Source organism: Paenibacillus larvae subsp. larvae (assembly GCF_002003265.1).
Taxonomy (GTDB): Bacteria; Bacillota; Bacilli; order Paenibacillales; family NBRC-103111; genus Paenibacillus_H; species Paenibacillus_H larvae.
On sequence record NZ_CP019687.1, the window covers coordinates 2,864,964 to 2,883,846 of the forward strand.

Annotated in this window: 16 protein-coding genes and 1 pseudogene; 8 read left to right on the forward strand and 9 right to left on the reverse strand. The window is 44.2% G+C overall.

What is annotated here, in order from left to right; all coding sequences use genetic code 11:
- Positions 1-12: 12 nt before the first annotated feature.
- Together BXP28_RS14830 and BXP28_RS14835 are read right to left on the reverse strand one after the other, a co-directional pair.
- The gene (locus BXP28_RS14830; protein ID WP_374049690.1) at positions 13-573 is read right to left on the reverse strand and encodes a Gx transporter family protein; all 561 of its coding nucleotides are present in this window, start codon (positions 571-573) and stop codon (positions 13-15) included.
- A gap of 76 nt (positions 574-649) precedes the next feature.
- Positions 650-964, reverse strand: a complete 315-nt coding sequence (locus tag BXP28_RS14835; protein WP_309555446.1) for a NusG domain II-containing protein — start codon at positions 962-964, stop codon at positions 650-652.
- A 275-nt stretch (positions 965-1,239) separates the two neighbouring features.
- Between BXP28_RS14835 and BXP28_RS14840 the strand changes: the two genes are divergently transcribed.
- The 7 genes from BXP28_RS14840 to BXP28_RS14875 all read left to right on the forward strand — a co-directional run bounded on the left by BXP28_RS14840 (position 1,240) and on the right by BXP28_RS14875 (position 12,879).
- Entirely contained in the window at positions 1,240-2,307 is a 1,068-nt protein-coding gene (locus BXP28_RS14840) for an FAD:protein FMN transferase (RefSeq protein WP_023485444.1), read from the forward strand.
- A 444-nt stretch (positions 2,308-2,751) separates the two neighbouring features.
- Positions 2,752-3,981, forward strand: coding sequence for a GNAT family N-acetyltransferase (locus tag BXP28_RS14845; protein WP_036655424.1), 1,230 nt, complete (start codon positions 2,752-2,754; stop codon positions 3,979-3,981).
- Between the two features lie 529 nt (positions 3,982-4,510).
- The gene (locus BXP28_RS14855) at positions 4,511-6,091 is read left to right on the forward strand and encodes a polysaccharide biosynthesis protein (protein WP_046655058.1); all 1,581 of its coding nucleotides are present in this window, start codon (positions 4,511-4,513) and stop codon (positions 6,089-6,091) included.
- 240 nt (positions 6,092-6,331) lie between these two features.
- Positions 6,332-6,559: a hypothetical protein gene (locus BXP28_RS14860; RefSeq protein ID WP_144083284.1), complete on the forward strand. Its 228-nt coding sequence runs from the start codon at positions 6,332-6,334 to the stop codon at positions 6,557-6,559.
- Positions 6,560-6,572: 13 nt separating this feature from the next.
- Positions 6,573-6,896, forward strand: coding sequence for a YcxB family protein (locus BXP28_RS14865; RefSeq protein WP_023485441.1), 324 nt, complete (start codon positions 6,573-6,575; stop codon positions 6,894-6,896).
- 445 nt (positions 6,897-7,341) lie between these two features.
- Entirely contained in the window at positions 7,342-9,099 is a 1,758-nt protein-coding gene (locus BXP28_RS14870; RefSeq protein ID WP_024093155.1) for a methyl-accepting chemotaxis protein, read from the forward strand.
- Between the two features lie 84 nt (positions 9,100-9,183).
- Positions 9,184-12,879 carry a non-ribosomal peptide synthetase family protein gene (locus BXP28_RS14875; RefSeq protein ID WP_036655426.1) on the forward strand — a complete coding sequence of 1,232 codons (3,696 nt, stop codon included), beginning with the start codon at positions 9,184-9,186 and terminating at the stop codon, positions 12,877-12,879.
- Between the two features lie 64 nt (positions 12,880-12,943).
- On the opposite strand, the gene agaF is transcribed toward BXP28_RS14875, so the two are convergent.
- The 6 genes and pseudogenes from agaF to BXP28_RS14905 all read right to left on the reverse strand — a co-directional run bounded on the left by agaF (position 12,944) and on the right by BXP28_RS14905 (position 17,098).
- Positions 12,944-13,366, reverse strand: coding sequence for a PTS galactosamine/N-acetylgalactosamine transporter subunit IIA (gene agaF, locus BXP28_RS14880; RefSeq protein WP_023485438.1), 423 nt, complete (start codon positions 13,364-13,366; stop codon positions 12,944-12,946).
- A gap of 17 nt (positions 13,367-13,383) precedes the next feature.
- Positions 13,384-14,256 carry a PTS system mannose/fructose/sorbose family transporter subunit IID gene (locus BXP28_RS14885; protein WP_036655428.1) on the reverse strand — a complete coding sequence of 291 codons (873 nt, stop codon included), beginning with the start codon at positions 14,254-14,256 and terminating at the stop codon, positions 13,384-13,386.
- Positions 14,246-15,012, reverse strand: a pseudogene (gene agaW / locus BXP28_RS14890) (PTS N-acetylgalactosamine transporter subunit IIC). Before agaW ends, BXP28_RS14885 begins: the two are co-directional and overlap by 11 nt.
- An 18-nt stretch (positions 15,013-15,030) precedes the next feature.
- Positions 15,031-15,504, reverse strand: a complete 474-nt coding sequence (gene agaV / locus BXP28_RS14895; RefSeq protein ID WP_036655430.1) for a PTS N-acetylgalactosamine transporter subunit IIB — start codon at positions 15,502-15,504, stop codon at positions 15,031-15,033.
- 208 nt (positions 15,505-15,712) lie between these two features.
- Entirely contained in the window at positions 15,713-16,438 is a 726-nt protein-coding gene (locus BXP28_RS14900) for a GntR family transcriptional regulator (protein ID WP_024093152.1), read from the reverse strand.
- Positions 16,439-16,669: 231 nt separating this feature from the next.
- On the reverse strand, positions 16,670-17,098 hold the full coding sequence (locus BXP28_RS14905) for an Rrf2 family transcriptional regulator (RefSeq protein ID WP_036655432.1): 429 nt from the start codon (positions 17,096-17,098) through the stop codon (positions 16,670-16,672).
- Positions 17,099-17,282: 184 nt separating this feature from the next.
- On the opposite strand from BXP28_RS14905, the gene BXP28_RS25775 reads away from it, so the two are divergent.
- Entirely contained in the window at positions 17,283-17,429 is a 147-nt protein-coding gene (locus BXP28_RS25775; RefSeq protein WP_268589503.1) for a hypothetical protein, read from the forward strand.
- A gap of 42 nt (positions 17,430-17,471) precedes the next feature.
- Here the strand turns inward: BXP28_RS25775 and BXP28_RS14910 are convergent, their stop codons facing one another.
- On the reverse strand, positions 17,472-18,692 hold the full coding sequence (locus BXP28_RS14910; protein ID WP_023485432.1) for a CynX/NimT family MFS transporter: 1,221 nt from the start codon (positions 18,690-18,692) through the stop codon (positions 17,472-17,474).
- Positions 18,693-18,883 lie beyond the last annotated feature (191 nt).

The window sequence follows — 18,883 nt, forward strand, 5'->3', positions numbered from 1 at the left end:
CTCTGCGAATTCTCAGGCTTCTTCTGCCAGAAATGATTCAAACAGAGACAGCTTGGACAAAGCCGCAGTCAGATATCGGACGGCTATCCCGATAAAGACCCCCGTTACGACGCCGCTAAACATTAAAGCCGGAAGATAATAAAAAATAACCGACGATTTCATAACAATCATAGCCGCCGTCAGCTGGCCGATATTATGAAAAATACCGCCGGCTATACTGATACCGGTCAGACTGAACTCTTTTTTGCCAAGTTTCATCAGAAGCAGCATCACGACGAAACTGAATAAGGCACCAAAGAAGCTGAACAAAAATACGGAGAACGTCCCGAATAGGAAGGCGGTTAAGATCGTTTTCAGAATAATAAGCGAAAAAGCATCCCGCCCCTTCATAAAATACAGGCAGGTCAGGACCATAATGTTGGCAAGCCCAAGCTTGATACCGGGAATTTGGACCCCCATTGGAATCATGGTTTCTACTACACTGAGTACAGCGGCTACTGCGGCAAAGATGGCAATAATCACTGCCTTTTTCAAAGCAGACGAGGTTTCCCTCATTGAATTAGGTTGAGGCATCGATTTCATCATCTCCCTGTATGCCGCCGTCTCCTATCACTTCAACAAGCACCCGGTGAGGCAGGCATACAATATTTTAGCCTGGTTTGGTAACAAATCCAAACGTCAGACATACTTCATCCGGACAATCCGCATCGGTCATTTCCACCCCGTAATCATGAACTTTTATGATATTAAGGCCATGATCACTTTTTACTTCTATGATTTGTTCTTCCTGTGTGAGCTCGACGGTTTTAAATTCCTTTCCGTCCACGGAAATCTTCGCATACGTTTTATTGTTGTGACTTTTTCCATTTGTTTGGTCAGACGGCCAGTATCTTGGAATCATGAAAGCTAATCCTGCCACTATGACCAGGATAATGATCATCCAGTCTCCTCTTTTTAATTTCATGGCTGAAATACGGTCTCCTTGAATCAAAATTTTGAAAAAACACGCCCATTATACACTGCCCCGCAGAAAATCATCAATGAAGATTGTCCTGAAAGAGCACTTCAAAGGGCCTGTACAATCATCAACCATCAAAACTTCACAGTGTCATGAAATCTTCCTATTTCTCTATCTTCTACTATAGTACGATTCTTAACAGCTTTTTGTGAACAATATCACATTCCCGCATTATTCTGAATGATATAATCCAGCTAGAATCAGAAGAGAGAGGGAATTCTATGCATACATTCAAAAAAACAAGCATTCTTCTTTTCTCGGTTATGCTTGCTATAGGTCTGGTCGGCTGCAGCAACCAATCTGAATCCAAAAAAGGAGCATCCACGGCTGCGGTCGAGCCCAAATCTGAAACCTATTTTATTTTCGATACGATTGTAACCATTAAAGTGTATGACCCTCGTGTTACGGATCAAAATTTTAAAGAAATGCACGACATGATGAAGGATATTGACCAAAAAATGAGCCGGACTGTAGAGGATAGCGAACTTTCAAAGATCCAACAGGCTGCCGGTAAAGAAGCCGTCAAGATTTCGGACGAGACCTATTACGTTATCAAAACAGCCATGAAATATGCGGAAATGCTAGATGGCCGCTTTGATCCGGCTATCGGTCCTCTCGTTTCTTTGTGGGGAATCGGCACAGAAGGAGCCAAGGTACCTCCCAAAGATGAAATTGAAAAAAACCGTAAACTCAGTGATTTCCGCAAAATAACGCTTCATGATGAAGATAAATCGGTTAAGCTGGAAGAAGCCGGTATGGCTCTGGATCTTGGAGGTATCGCCAAAGGGTATATCGCAGACCGCATTGCGGATTACTTGACCGAGCATGATTTTCACAGTGCCATTATTGATTTGGGAGGTAATATATTTGCCCTCGGCAAAAAACCGGATGGCCGGCTGTGGACAGTAGGCGTCCAGGATCCGGCTGAATCACGGGGAAATCAGATCGGAAACATCAAGGTAGATAACCAGACTGTTGTGACCTCGGGAATATACGAACGTTATTTCGTTGAAGACGGCAAACATTATCATCATATTTTAGATCCGGATACCGGATATCCGGTAGAAAACAATTTAAGCAGCGTCACTATTTTGACGGACAAATCCATCGATGCCGATGCTTTGGCCAAGACCTTCACCCTCGGACTTGAAAAAGGATTGGATTTTGTGGAAAAACTTAAGGGGGTTGAAGCGGTTTTTATAACCAAAGACAAGAAGGTCTATACCACTTCCGGAATGAAACTTAATTTGACGAATGATAAGTATACGCTAGTCGCTTCCGGCAATTGAATACCAGTATAAAAATAGCCGCTTGTTCTGCAACAGGCGGCTATTTTTTGGGGTAAATGCTTTTGAGGCGGCCCGATGATTTTAAGTCTAACCCTTTTCTATGCTATAATAAGAATAAAGAACCATTTTGATGAAAGGAATTGAAATTATGGAACCGCACCGACGGAATACCTGCTTTATTATCTGGAAACGTTTTGACCTCTCCTATACATAGCTTCATCCCTTCCTTATTGCCTCTTCCTTAATTGCTGTAAGAGCGGCTCTTTTCCCGTTGTCTTTTCCAATTTACTTTTGTTCTTTAACCCCAATGATTTTTATTATTCAGTAATCGCTTGTTCAGCAGGAGTTTCTGCCTGTTTATTTATGCATACATTCCATTCACCCATCCATAATAGGATGTATCTGTTTCTTATAAAAAAAGATGAACTAAAGGAGAGTCTCATCATGTCACCGCAAGACCTTAAAGAAAGTTTAGAGATGCGCGAAGTCAAAGAAAAACACTTGGAACAGTTTAACGACCTGATGAATTACGTATTTCAAATTACAAATGCGGAGATCAATGAAATCGGGGATAAATATTTGCTCAATATGAAAAAACCGCTCCTGCAAGCTTGCGATGTATTAGGGTGGTTCGATAAAGATAAACTGGTTTCCCAGATCATGGTCTATCCTTTTCAAGTTAATATCCATGGCAAATTATACAAAATGGGGGGTCTCACCGGGGTTGGTACTTATCCCGAATATGCCGGCAAAGGGCTCATTCACTCTCTAATGAAGGAAATGCTGTTCCGGATGAAAGAGAAAGGCCAGACGCTTTCCTATTTGTACCCCTACTCCATCCCCTATTATCGAAAAAAAGGCTGGGAGATCATATCCGATGTGATTGATTACAGAGTAAAAGATACACAGATTCCCAAAATGAGCCAAGTGCCGGGACGCACGATGAGGGTTGTAATCGATCATCCCGATAAGGAACAGGTATATGCCCGTTTCGCCAGACGGACCCATGGAGCCATGATCCGCAACGCTTTGGCCTGGGACGAACGTTTCCGCTGGGAGAGGTCGGATTTATCGGTAGCCATATATTATAATCCTGAAGGCCAGCCGACCGGATATATCTATTATAAGGTGGAGGAAGAAACGTTCTTTGCCACGGAAATGATTTATTTGGACGAGGAAGCCAGGCGCGGCCTTTGGAATTTTATCCGGGCCCATATCTCGATGGTATACGATGTAAAAGGCAAAATTTTCACCAATGAACCCCTCGCCTTTCTGCTGGAAGACGGTGAAATTGAGCAAAAAATCTCCCCTTATTACATGGGAAGAATTGTAGACGTTCAAGGATTTCTGGAGGAGTTCCCTTTCCAGAGACCTGTTCGGACAGATCCTGCAATCAAGGAGATTGTACTGCATCTAAAAGACCCTATGCTGGATTGGAACAACGATACTTTCGTCCTTTCCTGGAATGATGAAAGCCGGCTAACCGTAACTAAGGAATCTGGACGTGAGGACGGCCTTTCCATGGACATTCAGACGCTAACAACGATGATGCTCAGCTACAGGCGCCCTGCCTATCTGAAAAAAGTGGAACGGATTAAAGGTCCGGTTGAAATGGTTAACTGGCTTGAGCGCCTGATTCCGAATGAGCAGCCTTGGCATGCTGATTATTTTTAAAGCTTACACACAAAGAAGTTTCCTGTTACACCTGCAAGGTGTTGCGGGAAACTTTTTTCTTCTTTTAGGAAAATCTCCGGAACAGTTGTTTGCTTTCTTCCCAAAACGTGGTACAATCGGAACCTGTCGATTTTTTTCCGTTAGTCCCCAAAGAATTCCCTACTGTTTTTCTGTGGATGATTTCTTCCTCCCGTCTTACTCATCCACAACATCTGGGTTATAACTACCAATCATTCACAATATCTGTGGAAAATGTGCAAAACTTTGTTGATGAATTGTGTATTCTTCTTATTTTTCAGAAAAATCTGTGGATAGTTCATTGCGAAGAAGCTATCTATCCACAATTTCCTTTTCATTGTTATCCGACAGCTCCATGAATGTTTGGCATTTTCCGCCAAAAACCGCCCCGTTCCTACTTTCTTCTCGTTCATGATCACTGACTTGTGATACAATAGATAACAAATTTGCTGCTTGCATGAAGCCGATCGGCAATTCATTCTTATTTTTGAAACGGGAAGGTGTACACCCTTTGACTAAAGACTCGTTAATCCGCGGAACGCTGGTTCTCACACTGGCCGCATTTATTTCAAGATTTTTAGGGGTCTTTCAAAAGCTCCCGCTTAACTATATGCTCCTTAGTGACGTGGGTACCTACGGCATCGCTTTCAATATTTATTCACTGATCCTTATCGTGGCTACGGCCGGAATCCCAAGCGCACTAAGCAAAACAGTCTCTGCCAAACTGGCAAACGGGTGTGAAAAAGAGGCCCGGGAACTGTACGCTTCCGCTATCCTCTATGCCATTTTGATCGGTTTTTTGGCAGCCTTGCTTTTATACATAGCTGCTCCTCTTTATGCATCCTGGGTCAAAAGCCCGTCGGCTGTTTCATCTATCCGGGCAATCGCACCGACACTGCTGTTTTTCCCGTTGATTGCGATTATGCGCGGCCATTTTCAGGCGCGGCAGCATATGACGCCTAATGCCATTTCACAAATCGTAGAACAAATTTTCCGTGTAGCAAGTTCACTGCTTCTTGCCTGGGTCTTCTTGTCCGTCAACACGAATGCGGCTGCTGCCGGTGCTTCTTTCGGAGCCGTTGTAGGCGGGATAGGGGCATTATTCATTATGGTGTTCTATTCGAAAAAGATGTTTCCGGAAACCTCCGTACTCCGGACATTAAGGAATACAAAGAGGCCGCACAAGCTTAAATATTTTTTATTTAATAAATCTTTTTTTCACATGATTATTCTGACCGGTCTTCCTATCGTCATCTATTCCATGGCGGTGACGGTCATTTATACGATCGATACTTCCACCATTATTTCTTTGCTGCATGGACAAATGGGACTATCCGATGCTGCCGATGTAGTATCAGTCTATACCGGCATCGCCCAGCCGATTGCAGGGCTGCCGGTGATCCTGGCTATTGCCCTCAGCCAAACGGCCGTACCGATTATTTCATCCAACTATTCGCTGCGGAACATGGAAATCGTAAGCCGGAATGTGACCAAGGTCTATCGCATATCGATTATCACCGGATTGCCGATGGTTTTGCTTCTTTGTATCACAGCTTTTCCGATTTCGGGCATCTTCAATTTTGGCGGTGTACAAATTGGTGTAGAGCTTGCGCCACGTATGATGATTTTGATGGTCATCAGTGCTTTTTTCCAGATTCTAATGCAAACCTCCGGCGCTATCCTGACAGGCACGGGAAGAATGCGTCTTCTGATTTGGTCCGTTCTCTTTGGAGTACTGACTAAAATCATCGGAAACCTTATACTTGCCCCCAAATGGGGTATTGATGGCATCATGACCGCTTCCATTCTGGCTTTCTTGATAATGTCGCTGCTTAATTACGCCGGGATCCGGCTTACCGTTTCATTCAGGATTTATAATAAGGGTACCTGGTTCAAGCTAGCTTTGCTTGTCTTACTTACCCTGCCGTTTTTTGCCGCAGACAATATGCTTGGTATGGAATTCGGTTTCCTGCCGTATTGCATCGTATTCGGTGTCTACTCGATTCTGTTCCTGTTGTTATTTATCGTATATCTGATTATTGCCAAAGCTGTAAGTAAAGGACTAAGAAACTTCAGAAACCTGGGTGCATAAAATCACATATAGCCTGATACAATTGCTTGCTTCTTTTCACTACAAATCCACAACGAGAGCATGTCCGAGCAGCAAGTTCGCGGCGCGTGCTTTCTTAATTGAAGCCAGTGTTTTATAACCAACGAATAGCCGTACTTGAACAAGAATGGCAAGGTTGTTTTCTCTTGAAGGTACGTTATAATGATGGGGTGGAACCTGGAGGTGTTTGCCTCTATTACTTTTTGGCGAAAGGAGCCCGGTATGAAGATCCAATGCGAAACAACAGCAGATGATTTCATCACATTTAATATGTATCATATGAAGCATGCGAAATCCGTACAGCGTTCTCTGTTGATTCAGCGTTTCATTATCCCGCTTATCTATATCATGATTCCGTTTATTCTGTCTTACATGAATCAGGAATGGGCTACACCCCTTTTTTGTTATTTTTATTGGTTTGGCCATAGTGTGGGCGGTATTTTATCCTAAGTTTTTTGAAAGTATGGCCCGCAGAAGTGTAACCAAATATGTGAGCGGAGCAAACGTGCAGCATTTATTCGGAAAACAGACGCTAGAGGTAACGGAAGACGGAATTACGGAGCAAAATAACGGCGGAGAAACCCAAGTCAAATGGGAAACGGTTGGAGACCTGGTTGAAACGGATCAGCATCTTTTCATTTATTTCAATGGCCTGCAGGCTTTTATCATTCCGAAACAAAGCTTTCCTGATGAAGAAAGCAAACGCCAATTTATAGAAACCTTCCGGAAGTGGAAGCAAAATCCTGCTCCCGTCTCCCGGACAGCAGCGATCCCGCCTTCTTCCTGAAAAGCGGCTTGACGTTTCTAAGGCAGCCCCAAATCCAAAATTAAGGCTGCCTCTCCTATTGTATAGGACATCCGGGTCTTTCAAACTGATTTTTCTTTTCTAATCCGGCGGAAACCCTTGCATGTCTATTTTCTTGCCTTTTGCCCCGTGTTTTCTTTTCCTTGAATTTTTCCTTCATTTTTGCATCTAAAGACCTATAAATGAGTAACTTCTTCATATTCCCACAGCAGGTAAATTCAGTTTATAATATGTACATATTATTAAGTTTTTGAAAATTACTATGAAAAAAATGATAAAAACATGAAAAAATCTCTAACAACTTAGTGACTTTGGTTCGATATATAATACAGATTTAATTGCGGGGATGAGTCTGAAGGCAATAAACCCAGTGGAGATCATAGGTCTTAAGTCACATTATTTTTACTAAAATCGGGAGTGGAATCACGTGCGAAAATTTACTAATTTATCTTTTTTCTCAAAAAATCTTCTTTTATCATTTATGAACATCATCCTGATCGGTACTATTTTAATCGTCTCCAGCTACCTGGTTCAAAAGCAAATTCTGATTAAACAGCTGCACCAGCAGATTCAATCTGTAACCGATAAGTGGGTCCAGGGTATTGATCCTAACGATATCCAGACCGCTATTAAGGAAAAGAGTTATGATGGACCTGTTCAAACGAAACTTCGCGAGTATCTCAGCCAAGTCAACAAATATAATCCTAACATTGCCCAGGGCTATGTGTTCGGAACCGAGCTTGCGGACGGACGCAAAACCTCCCTGGTGGCAATGCCGCAAAATTTGATGGAAGATTTCAGCAAAGATAACGTGAACATCGGGGATTTGTACGAACAGCCTATGGAAGTAGCCAAAACAGTAAAGGAAATGCTCAAAACAGGCGAGGTCATGTTTACCGATTTCTATCATGACATGTTTGGTACGTGGACTACGATTACTTATCCAATTAAAGATGCAAACGGAACTATTTTTGCTTATTTTGCGGTAGATGCGAATGCGGGAATGGTTCCTGCCGGTCTGAAAAAGCTGCTTACTTACGGCATTACCCTGCTGATCGGTTTCCTTACCCTGATTCTGCTGTTCCAATACGTAGTAGTCAAAAAGATTTTGTCTCCTATTAAAGATTTGATGAGCGGTATTGATGAAGTAAGTAAGGGAAACCTGGATTTCGAGATCAAGACAGCCAATAGTGACCTCGGTCAAATTAATCAGAAGTTCAACAATATGATTGCTCGAATCCGCAACATGATTCTAACGGTTCAGGATACTTCACATGAAGTGACAGACTCAGCAAAAGGACTGCTCAGCATCATGGAAAAACACAGCGAGAGAGCATCCTTCATCTCGACCAACATGCAGACGGTGGCTTACGGTATCCGAACCCAGGAGCAAACCACTGTTGATACGGCCAGAGCGATGTCCGAAATGGCAGCGGTCATTCAAACGATTGCCAGCAGTTCCGCTAATGTGTCAGATGAGGCATATGCCATGGAGATGAAATCTCTGCAAGGAAATGAAATCATCCAGAAGGTAACGGAACAAATGAATCTGATTTCAGATTCCGTCAACAGCTCCTCCCATGCCATCAAAGTCCTGGAAAATCGCTCCCAGGAAATCGGTGAAATTACAGATATCATTGCAGGAATTTCCAGCCAGACTAATCTGCTCGCCTTGAATGCAGCTATCGAGGCCGCCCGCGTCGGTGAACAAGGTCGGGGATTTGCCGTCGTTGCTGACGAAGTCCGCAAATTGGCCGAACAATCAGTTCAATCCTCCAACAAGATTGCCGAGTTGATCAAGGAAATTCAGACGGAAATCCGCGACGCGGTCCAATCTATGGAAAAAGGCACCAAGGAAGTAACTGCCGGCATGGAGATTGCAAAGGAGACAGGCAGACTGTTCGGGGATATCCTGGAAGCTACGAAAAAAGTAACCTTGCAGACCCAGGAAGTATCCAGCGCAACCGAGGAAATCTCGGCGGGTACTCAGGAAATCTCCGCAACGGCGGAAGAACTGACGAATACCGCCCGTAAAACGGCTTCAAGCAGCAACAACATTTCAAGCAAAGTGGAAGAACAAAATTCCTCTATCTTATCATTGGTGGATGCTTCCAATAAGCTGACTCAAATGTCGGAAGAGCTGCAGCAATTAATCTGCCAATTTTATGTATCCAAATCTGTATAAAGGCAAGCAGAAAAGGACCTCTATCTCGCATGGAGGCTTTTCCCTTTATGTTTCGAAAAAATGACTTCTAAGCGGGAGGAAACTATGTTTACGGTAAAAAAACAATATCATTCAAGTCATCAGTCACTGCCTGTGCTGCAAATTCCTTTGGATGCCGCACGGCATGTCAGAACATATAAATATACCCAAACGGAAAACTCTGTTCCTTCTGCAATCAACCGGTTGTTGGCAGACCACAAGGACCGTCAGGTCCTCCTGCTGACAGCCTATTTTTCTTGGATGTACCGGTTATCCGGTGAAAAAGAACTGGCTGCCGGCATAGAAGGGAAAAGCGGAACCCTCTTCCCTCTTAAGCTCTCTTTGGAGAACATTCACACTTTTGAGGCTCTGGAAGAACTAATTCGAAACCAATTGGCCGGAATCCCGGAACAATCCGAAAACTTTGAAGAAGAAGCCCTTCAAACAGACACTTTCTTTCTGTGCCATTCCGGATTTCCGGAGAACGAGGAAAAAGGCCCCATTATCAGTTGGCTGGTCCGGGTGAATACGAAAGGAAAATTCTCTATCCTAATCCGGTATGATGCTTCCCTGCTCAGTCCAGATTCTGTGAAACGCTTCTCTTCCTATTTTCTAACCCTGCTTCAAGCTGCGGGAAACCGACCGGATCAGCGGATTAACAGTGTGGACATCTTGACGGATGAAGACCTGAATATGTATCAGAAGCTGAACCGGACTGAAACTCCTTATCCTGAGAATCAGACGATACACGGGATGTTCGAACAAGCCGCCAGCCGCTTTCCCGAACATCTTGCCCTGGCTTCACAACAAGAAGAATATACATATGCGGCACTAAACCGAAGAGCCAATCAAATCGCTCATCTTCTCCTTGAAAAAGAGGTAAGGAAGGGTGACTTTGTTACCATTTTTATGGACCGGAGTCTGGAAACTATCATCAGTCTGCTTGGCATTATGAAAGCGGGCGGTGTCTACGTCCCGGTAGACCCTGATCACCCTGAAGAACGAAATAGCTATATTGTGGAAGATACCCGTTCCGCTTTTATCCTGACTAAACAGATTTACGCGGATAAGGCCAGACATCTGAGTACTCCCATAACGTCAGTAAAGGAAATTGTACCAATAGATAGCAAAGATTTGGACAACTATCCTGCCGACAATCCGGGTGTCCATGTAGATCCGGATGACTTGGCTTATATTATTTACACTTCCGGATCGACGGGCAAACCGAAAGGAGCGCTTATTGCCCATAGAGGCGTGGTAAATCTGGGATTTGTCGTGAAAGAACAGTGCGGAATCAGTGAGCGGGAGGTCCTGACACAATTTGCCACGTACAGCTTTGATGCTTCTGTGTGGGATACGATCGGAGCCCTGTTTTTCGGTGCGAAGCTGTACCTGCTTTCCGCGGAAGAGAGAGTATCGGTTGAGGAATTCGCTGATGCCATCGAGCGGACAGGGACAACTATTATCACCATTTTACCGACCGTCTTTTTCAATCAGCTGGCCACCTACCTCTCAGATGAGGGGTATACCAAACTGAAAAAAGTCAAGCTGATTACCGTAGCAGGGGAAGCCCTGTATGGTGAACTCGTCCGTTCCGTCCAGCGGAAGTTCGGAGAGCATATTGAGATCATCAACGTCTATGGGCCTACGGAATGTACGGTCTGTACTACGACCCATAAAATCAGCGGATATTTACCGGAAGATCTTGCGAATGTACCCATTGGCAAACCGATAGATAATTATAAAATATATATCGTGAATGAAGACCATCAGCTTTGTCCTCTTAATGTCCCCGGAGAGATCTATATTTCTACTGTCGGACTGGCAAAAGGCTACCTGAATCAACCCGAGAAAACAAGGCAATCCTTCATTCCGAGCCCGTTTGCGCTAAATGAACTTATTTATAAATCCGGAGACATTGCCAGACTTCTGAAAAACGGAACGGTAGAGTATGTGGGACGCAGAGACTCGCAAATCAAAATACGCGGGCACCGTATCGAAATTGGCGAAATCGAAGACAATTTTGCCAAATACCCGGATGTCCAGGACGTAGCTGTCATTCCTAAAAAAGAGCCCGACGGTCAAAATATGCTTGTCGCTTACTTCACTTCCAAAGATCAGGACAAGCTGCCTTTATCCAAGGTAAAACAGTTTCTTTCGGACCGCCTGCCGTCTTACTTTATTCCAAAATATTTGTGCCAGTTGAATCAGCTTCCTCTTTCACCCACAGGAAAAATCGACCGCAAAAAACTGGCCGGTTTCCCGCATGAGGATGCATTTGACAAGGACCGGAATTACGTGGCTCCCCAAACGGAACCCCAGCGCCTGATCGCGAAAGCCTGGGAAGAGGTACTAAACAAGAAACCAATTGGTCTTACAGATGATTTCTTTGACATCGGCGGTGACTCTCTTGACGTACTTCATGTTCTGGCGCTGCTGAAACCTCGTTTTACCAAGCTAAGGATCAATGATTTCTTTACGTACAAGACCGTAGAACAATTAGCTGAACGGGCAGAAGATCTAATGGAAGAGACACAAGGAAGGAAGAATGCCGCATCCTTTACGAATATTACGGACCTTGACGAGCATCCTTTATATCTGAAGAACAGTGCGGGGACCCTGAAATATGGTGTTCCGAAGCATGTTCTTCTCACAGGTGCAACCGGCTATCTGGGATCTCATCTGCTGTATGAGCTTCTGACGAAAACGGATGCCGTCATTTATCCAATTGTACGGAAGACTTCTGCCGGTACAGGAAGATCCAGATTGCAGGATATCCTTAAGCTGTATTTCGGTGAGGCCGTTTTGGGACTTGCTAAGAACCGTGTGAAAGTAATGGAAGGAGATCTGGAAGCGCCGGGTCTTGGTTTACCCGGGGAGAATCTCTCCCTTCTGCGCCAGCATATTGACACTATTGTTCACAGTGCAGCCGATGTCCGTCATTTTGGTGATGCTGCCCAGTTTGAAAAAACAAATATTTTCGCTACAAAGCATTTGGCGGATCTGGCAATGTTTAAAAAAGGAATACGTTTCCACCATATCTCCACGATGGGTATTCCGGAGGATCTGGCATTAAGCGGCCAATGGGAAACAGTTCTCCGGAAAGAAGAATTCGACCCGGATTTGAGAGTAGAAAATGTCTATACCCAGAGCAAGCTGGAAGCTGAGAAACTGCTCTTTAAAGCAAGCAAACAGGGTGCTGCCATTACCATCTACAGGGCCGGCAACTTAAGCTGCCACTCCGAAAGCGGACGTTTCCAGCGCAATATCGACAGCAATGCGTTCTATCGTATGATCAAAGCCATGCTGCTCCTTGAGAAGGCACCTGAAGTTAATTGGCACGTAGACTTTACTCCTGTCGATTTCGCCAGTGAAGCGATCGTTCATCTGGCCTCTCAACCGGATACAGCCAACCGCATCTTCCATATCTGCCACCCCGAACCAATCCGCTATGAACAGCTTTTGGGCATGATTCGCGCCTGCGGTTATAACGTAGAGACGATGGCTTTCGATGAGTATACGAATTGGCTACTGGATTCTTCAATTCCCAAAGAGACAGAAGCCCTTCAGCTTGCCATGGCCCAGTTGGAAGGTGATGGCGCTAAAGACTCAGCATACCGGTACGGATGCAAGGAAACAACAGCCTTCCTCAACCGGGGAAGAGTCCGGTGCAAACCGGTAGATCAAGCCTTCATACAAAAGATGATTCTTCATGCCGTTGAAGTAGGTTACTTCCCTAAGCCGAGAATTACCAATAAATAATATAGCAGATCAAAAACAAGCCCCAGCTGAAATAGCCGGGGCCTCTTATTGTTAGTTAAGGGAATTAAATACCGCCGCCTTCTTTCTTGGGGCGTTCCGTCTTTTGAAAACTTTTAATGCCGTCCATCCCGGACTGTATGGCTGCATCTTTTAATTCTTTTATGGAAAAACTATCCTTTGAAACTGCCGCATCCACAACCATAACCAGGTTAGTACCGCCAATGACAACACTGTTCGGGTGTTCCGCCGAAATTAAAACAGCTGTCTTAAAGGGTGATCCTCCTGCCAGGTCACAAAGAAACAGAATACCTTCACAATCTTTAAGCTTATTTATGGCCGCTTTAAATTTTGTTTCCAAATCCGCAACGGAATCCGATTCCAAAAAATCAACGAACCCAACATTCGGCTGGTCTCCCGCTATCAGTTTTGCCGCAGATTGAAGGCCTGAAGCAAAAGTTCCATGTCCGCTTACGATCAATCCATTCATTGTGTTTCCTCCTGAAGTTATAATATTGTTCCGAACGAAAATGGTATTTTCCCAATAATTCCGATAATCACTGTGATTAAGATCAGCATAACAGGCGATAAGCCTTTTTTAAGCAGGAAATACATCAGCAAGGTATAACCGAGCGGCAAAATATTCGGCATGATTTTATCCAGCAGATCCTTTTGCAATGCGATTTCCGCCTGTCCTGCATGAATGACAAAGCTGGTCTGAACTTTTACGAATGAAGCGATAAGGGCTCCCACAACAGTCAGTCCAACAATGGAAGCCGCATGGGATACTTTTTTCGTATTCTCTTTTAATGAACTGATCGCATTAGTACCGGTATTATAACCATAATGCATCAAGCCGAACCTCAAACCAAAATGTACGATATTGAAAATAATCAGGAAGATAACGGCACCCATCGGATTTCCATCCTGTCCTAACGAGGCCCCTATTCCTACGCAAATGGGAAGCAGCGTTAGCCAGAACAAAGCATCCCCTATTCCTCCAAGAGGTCCCATCATAGCCACCCGGATAGCCCTGATGGTATTCCGGTTTTGCTTCTTCTCTTCCATGGCAAGGACGATACCCATAATGATGTTCACCAAGAAAGGATGGGTATTGAAAAACTCCATATGGCTCTTCATGGATTGGCTGAGATCCTGCTTCTTCTTATGAATTTTTTTCAGCCCCGGAAGAATCGAGTAAAGCCAGCCGCAAGCTTGCATCCTTTCATAGTTAAAGGAAGCTTGTAATAATAGCGAGCGCCAGACCATCTTATTTAAATCTTTTTTCGTTAATACTTGTTCGGTTGAAGGATCTTCATAATGATCAGGACTTATTTGAACGTTTTGCTGAGTTTCAGAAACTGTTTTATCAGATGCCACGTTTAGAAACCCCCCTTGCGGAATTATCGCCGCTTGACTTATAAAAATCGTAGAGAGCGATGGACAGCCCAATTAAAGCTACTGCTATGATTGGCAGATTCAAATAGGTAGCCAGGATAAAACCGACGATAAAAAAGGCTACATACTGCTTTTTGAGCATAATCTTCAAAAGCATGGCGAAACCGATAGCCGCCATCATTCCTCCTGCTACTCCAAGCCCGTCAATCAGCCATGACGGCAGCATTTCCACTACATTTTTGGCTGCTTCTGCCCCGAAGAAGATAGGAAGGAAACCGATTACAAAATAGAAAATAAACAACAGAATTAACCCCAGATAATTGATTCGTTCTATTCCCTTTGTATTAGCTTCCTCAGCGTATTTATCCGCTTTATGCATAACCGGGGAGAAAGCGGTGAACATAAGTGTTATACATGCCTGTACAGCAACTGCAAACGGAACCGCAATCCCAATGGCTACTTTGGGTTCCTGGCCTGTGAGGATGGCAAATGCCGTGCCGATTACACCCCAATAACAACGTTAGGTGGTTGTGCTCCAGCAAGGGGTACCATCCCGGCCCATACAAGTTCAATAGCCGCACCTGTAATGACCCCCGTTTTCAAATCGCCTAAAATAAGTCCAACGATGACACCGGTTACAATTGGACGGTGAATATGAAACAGACCGTTAAACAGATCCAGCCCTGCAATACCTGCCCATAGGGCAATGAGTAATGCCGGTATCAACATATCAGCCATAAGGTTCCACTCCCTTTTTTAAAGATGTTTCAAAATATCATCCGCTTTTTCATCCGGTACCCGTCGGACTTCCAATTTAACGCCAAGATCCCGCAAGCCTCTCAAAGCCTCCTTGTCCGATTCATCTACCGAAACTGTAGAGAATAATTGTGTCTTTCCTTCCGAATAATGCATGTTTCCAATATTCACTTTATCAATAGGTACTCCCCCTTTAACCAAACGCAGTACATCTTGGGGAGTCCTTACAACCAGGAAGATATGCTGGTCATCCGCTGCGTTATGAATGACGTCGATTGTTGTCTGGATGGAAAAAAATCGAACTCCGATAGTCCCGGGCACAACCATATCCATTAAATCCTGCTGCACTTCATCCTCTGCTACTTCATCGTTAGCGACAACCATTAAATTAGCTCCCAAATGATTCACCCAAGTTACTCCTACTTGCCCGTGCACCAGACGGTTGTCAATCCTCGTTAACAAAATGTTCGGCATAAGAAACTCGCTTCCTTTCCTCATAAGTTAGATTTCCATCTAAAGTTGTACTATGAAATTGATTCTATTAGAGCACCATTCACGACCCGATTGACCGAAGTCGGTGAAGCTGGTATACGGGTCATTAAAGATGCGAACTACTTTATTCAAAAACGCTTTGCCGGATTACCATATCATGATGTCATTATCAATTATTGTACACCTAGAGTTAATTTTCTAGGCTCACCCGATATTTAAATTTATCCCCTCTGGCAATTGTGTTTGTATACTCAATGATTTGATTTCCCATGTAAGTAAAACGTTCAATCCTTAATGACGGAATAGAATCAGGCATGTTCAGAAGCCTGGCCTCATGAGCCCTTGTCATAACCGGGGTAAATAATTCTTCGGCCTTCGTTATGCTGGTATGAAAGCGCTTAGTAAAGAGATCATACAGTGCTGTTGTTTCCAGATCCCTCTTGCTTATTCCCGGAAATAAATCATAAGGAACATAAGAAGTGCCTAACATCATGGGTACATTGTCAGCCAGACGAAGTCTTGAAAATACATAGACTTTACTTCCTTCGGCTATAGAAAGCTTGCCGCTCAATTTCCGATCAGCTTCAACGACCTCAAACGTCAAAACCTTCGAAAAGGGGATCTTTCCCTGTTTTTTCATCTCCTCGGTAAAAGAATAAAACTTAATGAGATCCTGTTTTACCCTTTTGGGAGAAACAAACGTACCCTTCCCCTGGACCTTATAAATATAACCGTCTCTCTCAAGTTCATTTATAGCTTGTCTGACAGTTGTCCGGGATACGTCATACTTGGAGCAAATCTCCCTCTCGGGGCTTAGCTGCTCGTGCTCACCCAGCTCATTCTCCATTTCTTCGATTAGGATATCCATAAGCTGGATATATAATGGGATCCGGCTATGCTTATTGATGTGTTTCATCTTTCACCTCCTAATCTTAATGCTGGTTATGAGGTCATTACTATTTTAAACTTTACTCATTATTTTGTAAAGGCTTTCTTTTTTGAATTCAAGAAAACGGGCCTTGGGAATTTCCCCTTTTTCCCGTACCTTGTCGTCAATCAGAGGGTTATAATGCTGAATGGAAACACCACGGCCTTCTGTGGAAAGAGCAAGCCATACGGCATATTGCAGATACCCTTTGGATTACGGTCAACCAATTTCTTTACTGAGGCTGGTAACCAGTTCGTCCATTGTTATATCCTTCAGGACCTGTTCCATGGCTTCTTGAGCCCGTCCCAGCACAAGCATAAGAACAGACTGAATATTAGCTCCGACGGGGCAGTTCGGATTCGGGTCCTCATGCATTTGGAACAGTTCTCCTTCTTCCACTACGTCCACCGCTTTATAAATATCCAGCAGAGTAATTTCATCAAGGCTTTTCAACAGATAAGCCCCTCCTGTACCCGAACGAACCTGAACAAGTCCGGCCTTCTTAAGCTGGCCCATAATCCTCCGAATGACAACCGGATTCGTATTTACGCTCCCTGCAACCCATTCGGAGGTGCAAAGCGAATTATCATTCATGGCCAGCAGAGAAAGGATATGCACCCCTACACTAAAGCGACTGCTAATTTTCATTCACTTCGTCTCCTTTTTAGATACCGAGAGGTCTTTATTGAAGTATAAGAAGACGGCAAAGCCCTTTCCTCTTGTATCTATGTATATGTAACAATTATAGTTACATCCATTAGTTTTTTCAAGATTCGCCTTTCCTATTCCCTGTTTACAAGGTTGATTAATTGAAAAAAACTTCTCTGTTGGAATGAGTATAGGGATTCTAACGGGATTACTCCTCGGATTAGTTCTACATAATATGACATTGGGGATGGCGGTTGGAATTGCAACAGGCGTTGTAATTGGATCATCCTATAAGAAAACCAGCAAAGGAACTAAAGTGCTGGCAATTTGAAAGACCGGAAATCTTGATAGAGATTCCGGTCTTTTATTAATTTCAATTGGATTTTTTATATCCCCATCTGGATTTAAGGACAGCCGTTTTAAGTGCGGATGTAACTACAGCATTACGGCCGGCCCCTAAACCGAACAGCAGCTGCAAAACGGATAAAAGAATTAAAAGAAGCAAGGAAACGCCCCAGGTTCCGGTCATATCATGCAGAACCCCCATCGATATAGGTCCCGCCGCAGCAAGCAAATACCCGACGGATTGGGCCATTCCGGAAAGCTCTGCAGCTTGATAGGTATTAGCAGCCCTCATGGAAATAAAGCTTAGTGCAAGCCCGATGCTTGCTCCTTGGCCTATTCCCAGCAGGATCGCCCATAAAGGCACTGCGAGAGAACTCAGCCAAAGACCGGCAAAGCCGGCTATACTAAAGCTTGTAGTAATGGCTACAAGCAGCTTCTGACTCTTCATTTTACCTGCCAAAATCGGGATTACAAGAGCAACAGGCATGCTGACGAACTGGTTTAATGACAGCAAAGACCCTCCTAGTGAAGCTTCAAACCCTTTTTCAATCAAAATATCCGGAAGCCAGGCCACTGTGACATAAAACCCCAGGGACTGCAGGCCCATAAACAAAGTAACTTGCCAGGCCAACTTTGATCCCCATACACTCCCTGTTTGTTCAGGAATTTCCACATTGGCTTCCTGCGGATGCTTAAGCTGCGGAAGCCAGGCCAGTATCCCGGCGACAGGCAGTAGTAAAGCCATAAACAAATAAGACCGCCAGCCAAACAGGTTAGCCATGGGGATGCTGATCCCGGAAGCAATGGCCGCCATTACAGTCATGGCTACAGAATAAGCCCCTGTCATGCTCCCGATATGACCGGGAAATTCTTTCTTGATCACACTTGGAAGCAGAACATTACAAACTGCGATGCCAATACCCAAAAGGAGTGTGCCCAGATACAAGGATAAAATAAACGGAATCGAACGAATTGCGATCCCGGCTCCGATCACCACCAAGCTGAAGAACAGCGTAAGGCCCGTCCCCAGGCACCTTGACAGCTTAGGCACTAGAAAAGACATAAAGGCAAAGGCCAGAATAGGCAAAGTAGTCAGCAATCCCATCATGCTGTTGGAAATACCGAGATCAGAACGGATATTTCCTACCAGAGGCCCAACCGCCGTTATTGGCGCCCTCATATTGGCTGCGATCAGCAAAATACCCAGTGCCAGAAAAAACGATGCTGCAGCAGATCTGGATGTAGGCATATTTCTCAGCTCCTCCGAATTTTATTTCCTAGCTAATAATCATGTTCCCCAGTATAACCCATTCTCCTATTTCCTGCAAGAGGAGTGGCTTGTCTTTGTTCCCCAGTTCATTGACAAACGTCATACAGCCGTACTATCTTTACCTTAATACCGCTTAGGCGGCTTTGAACTCCGGAGGTTATATTTATGTA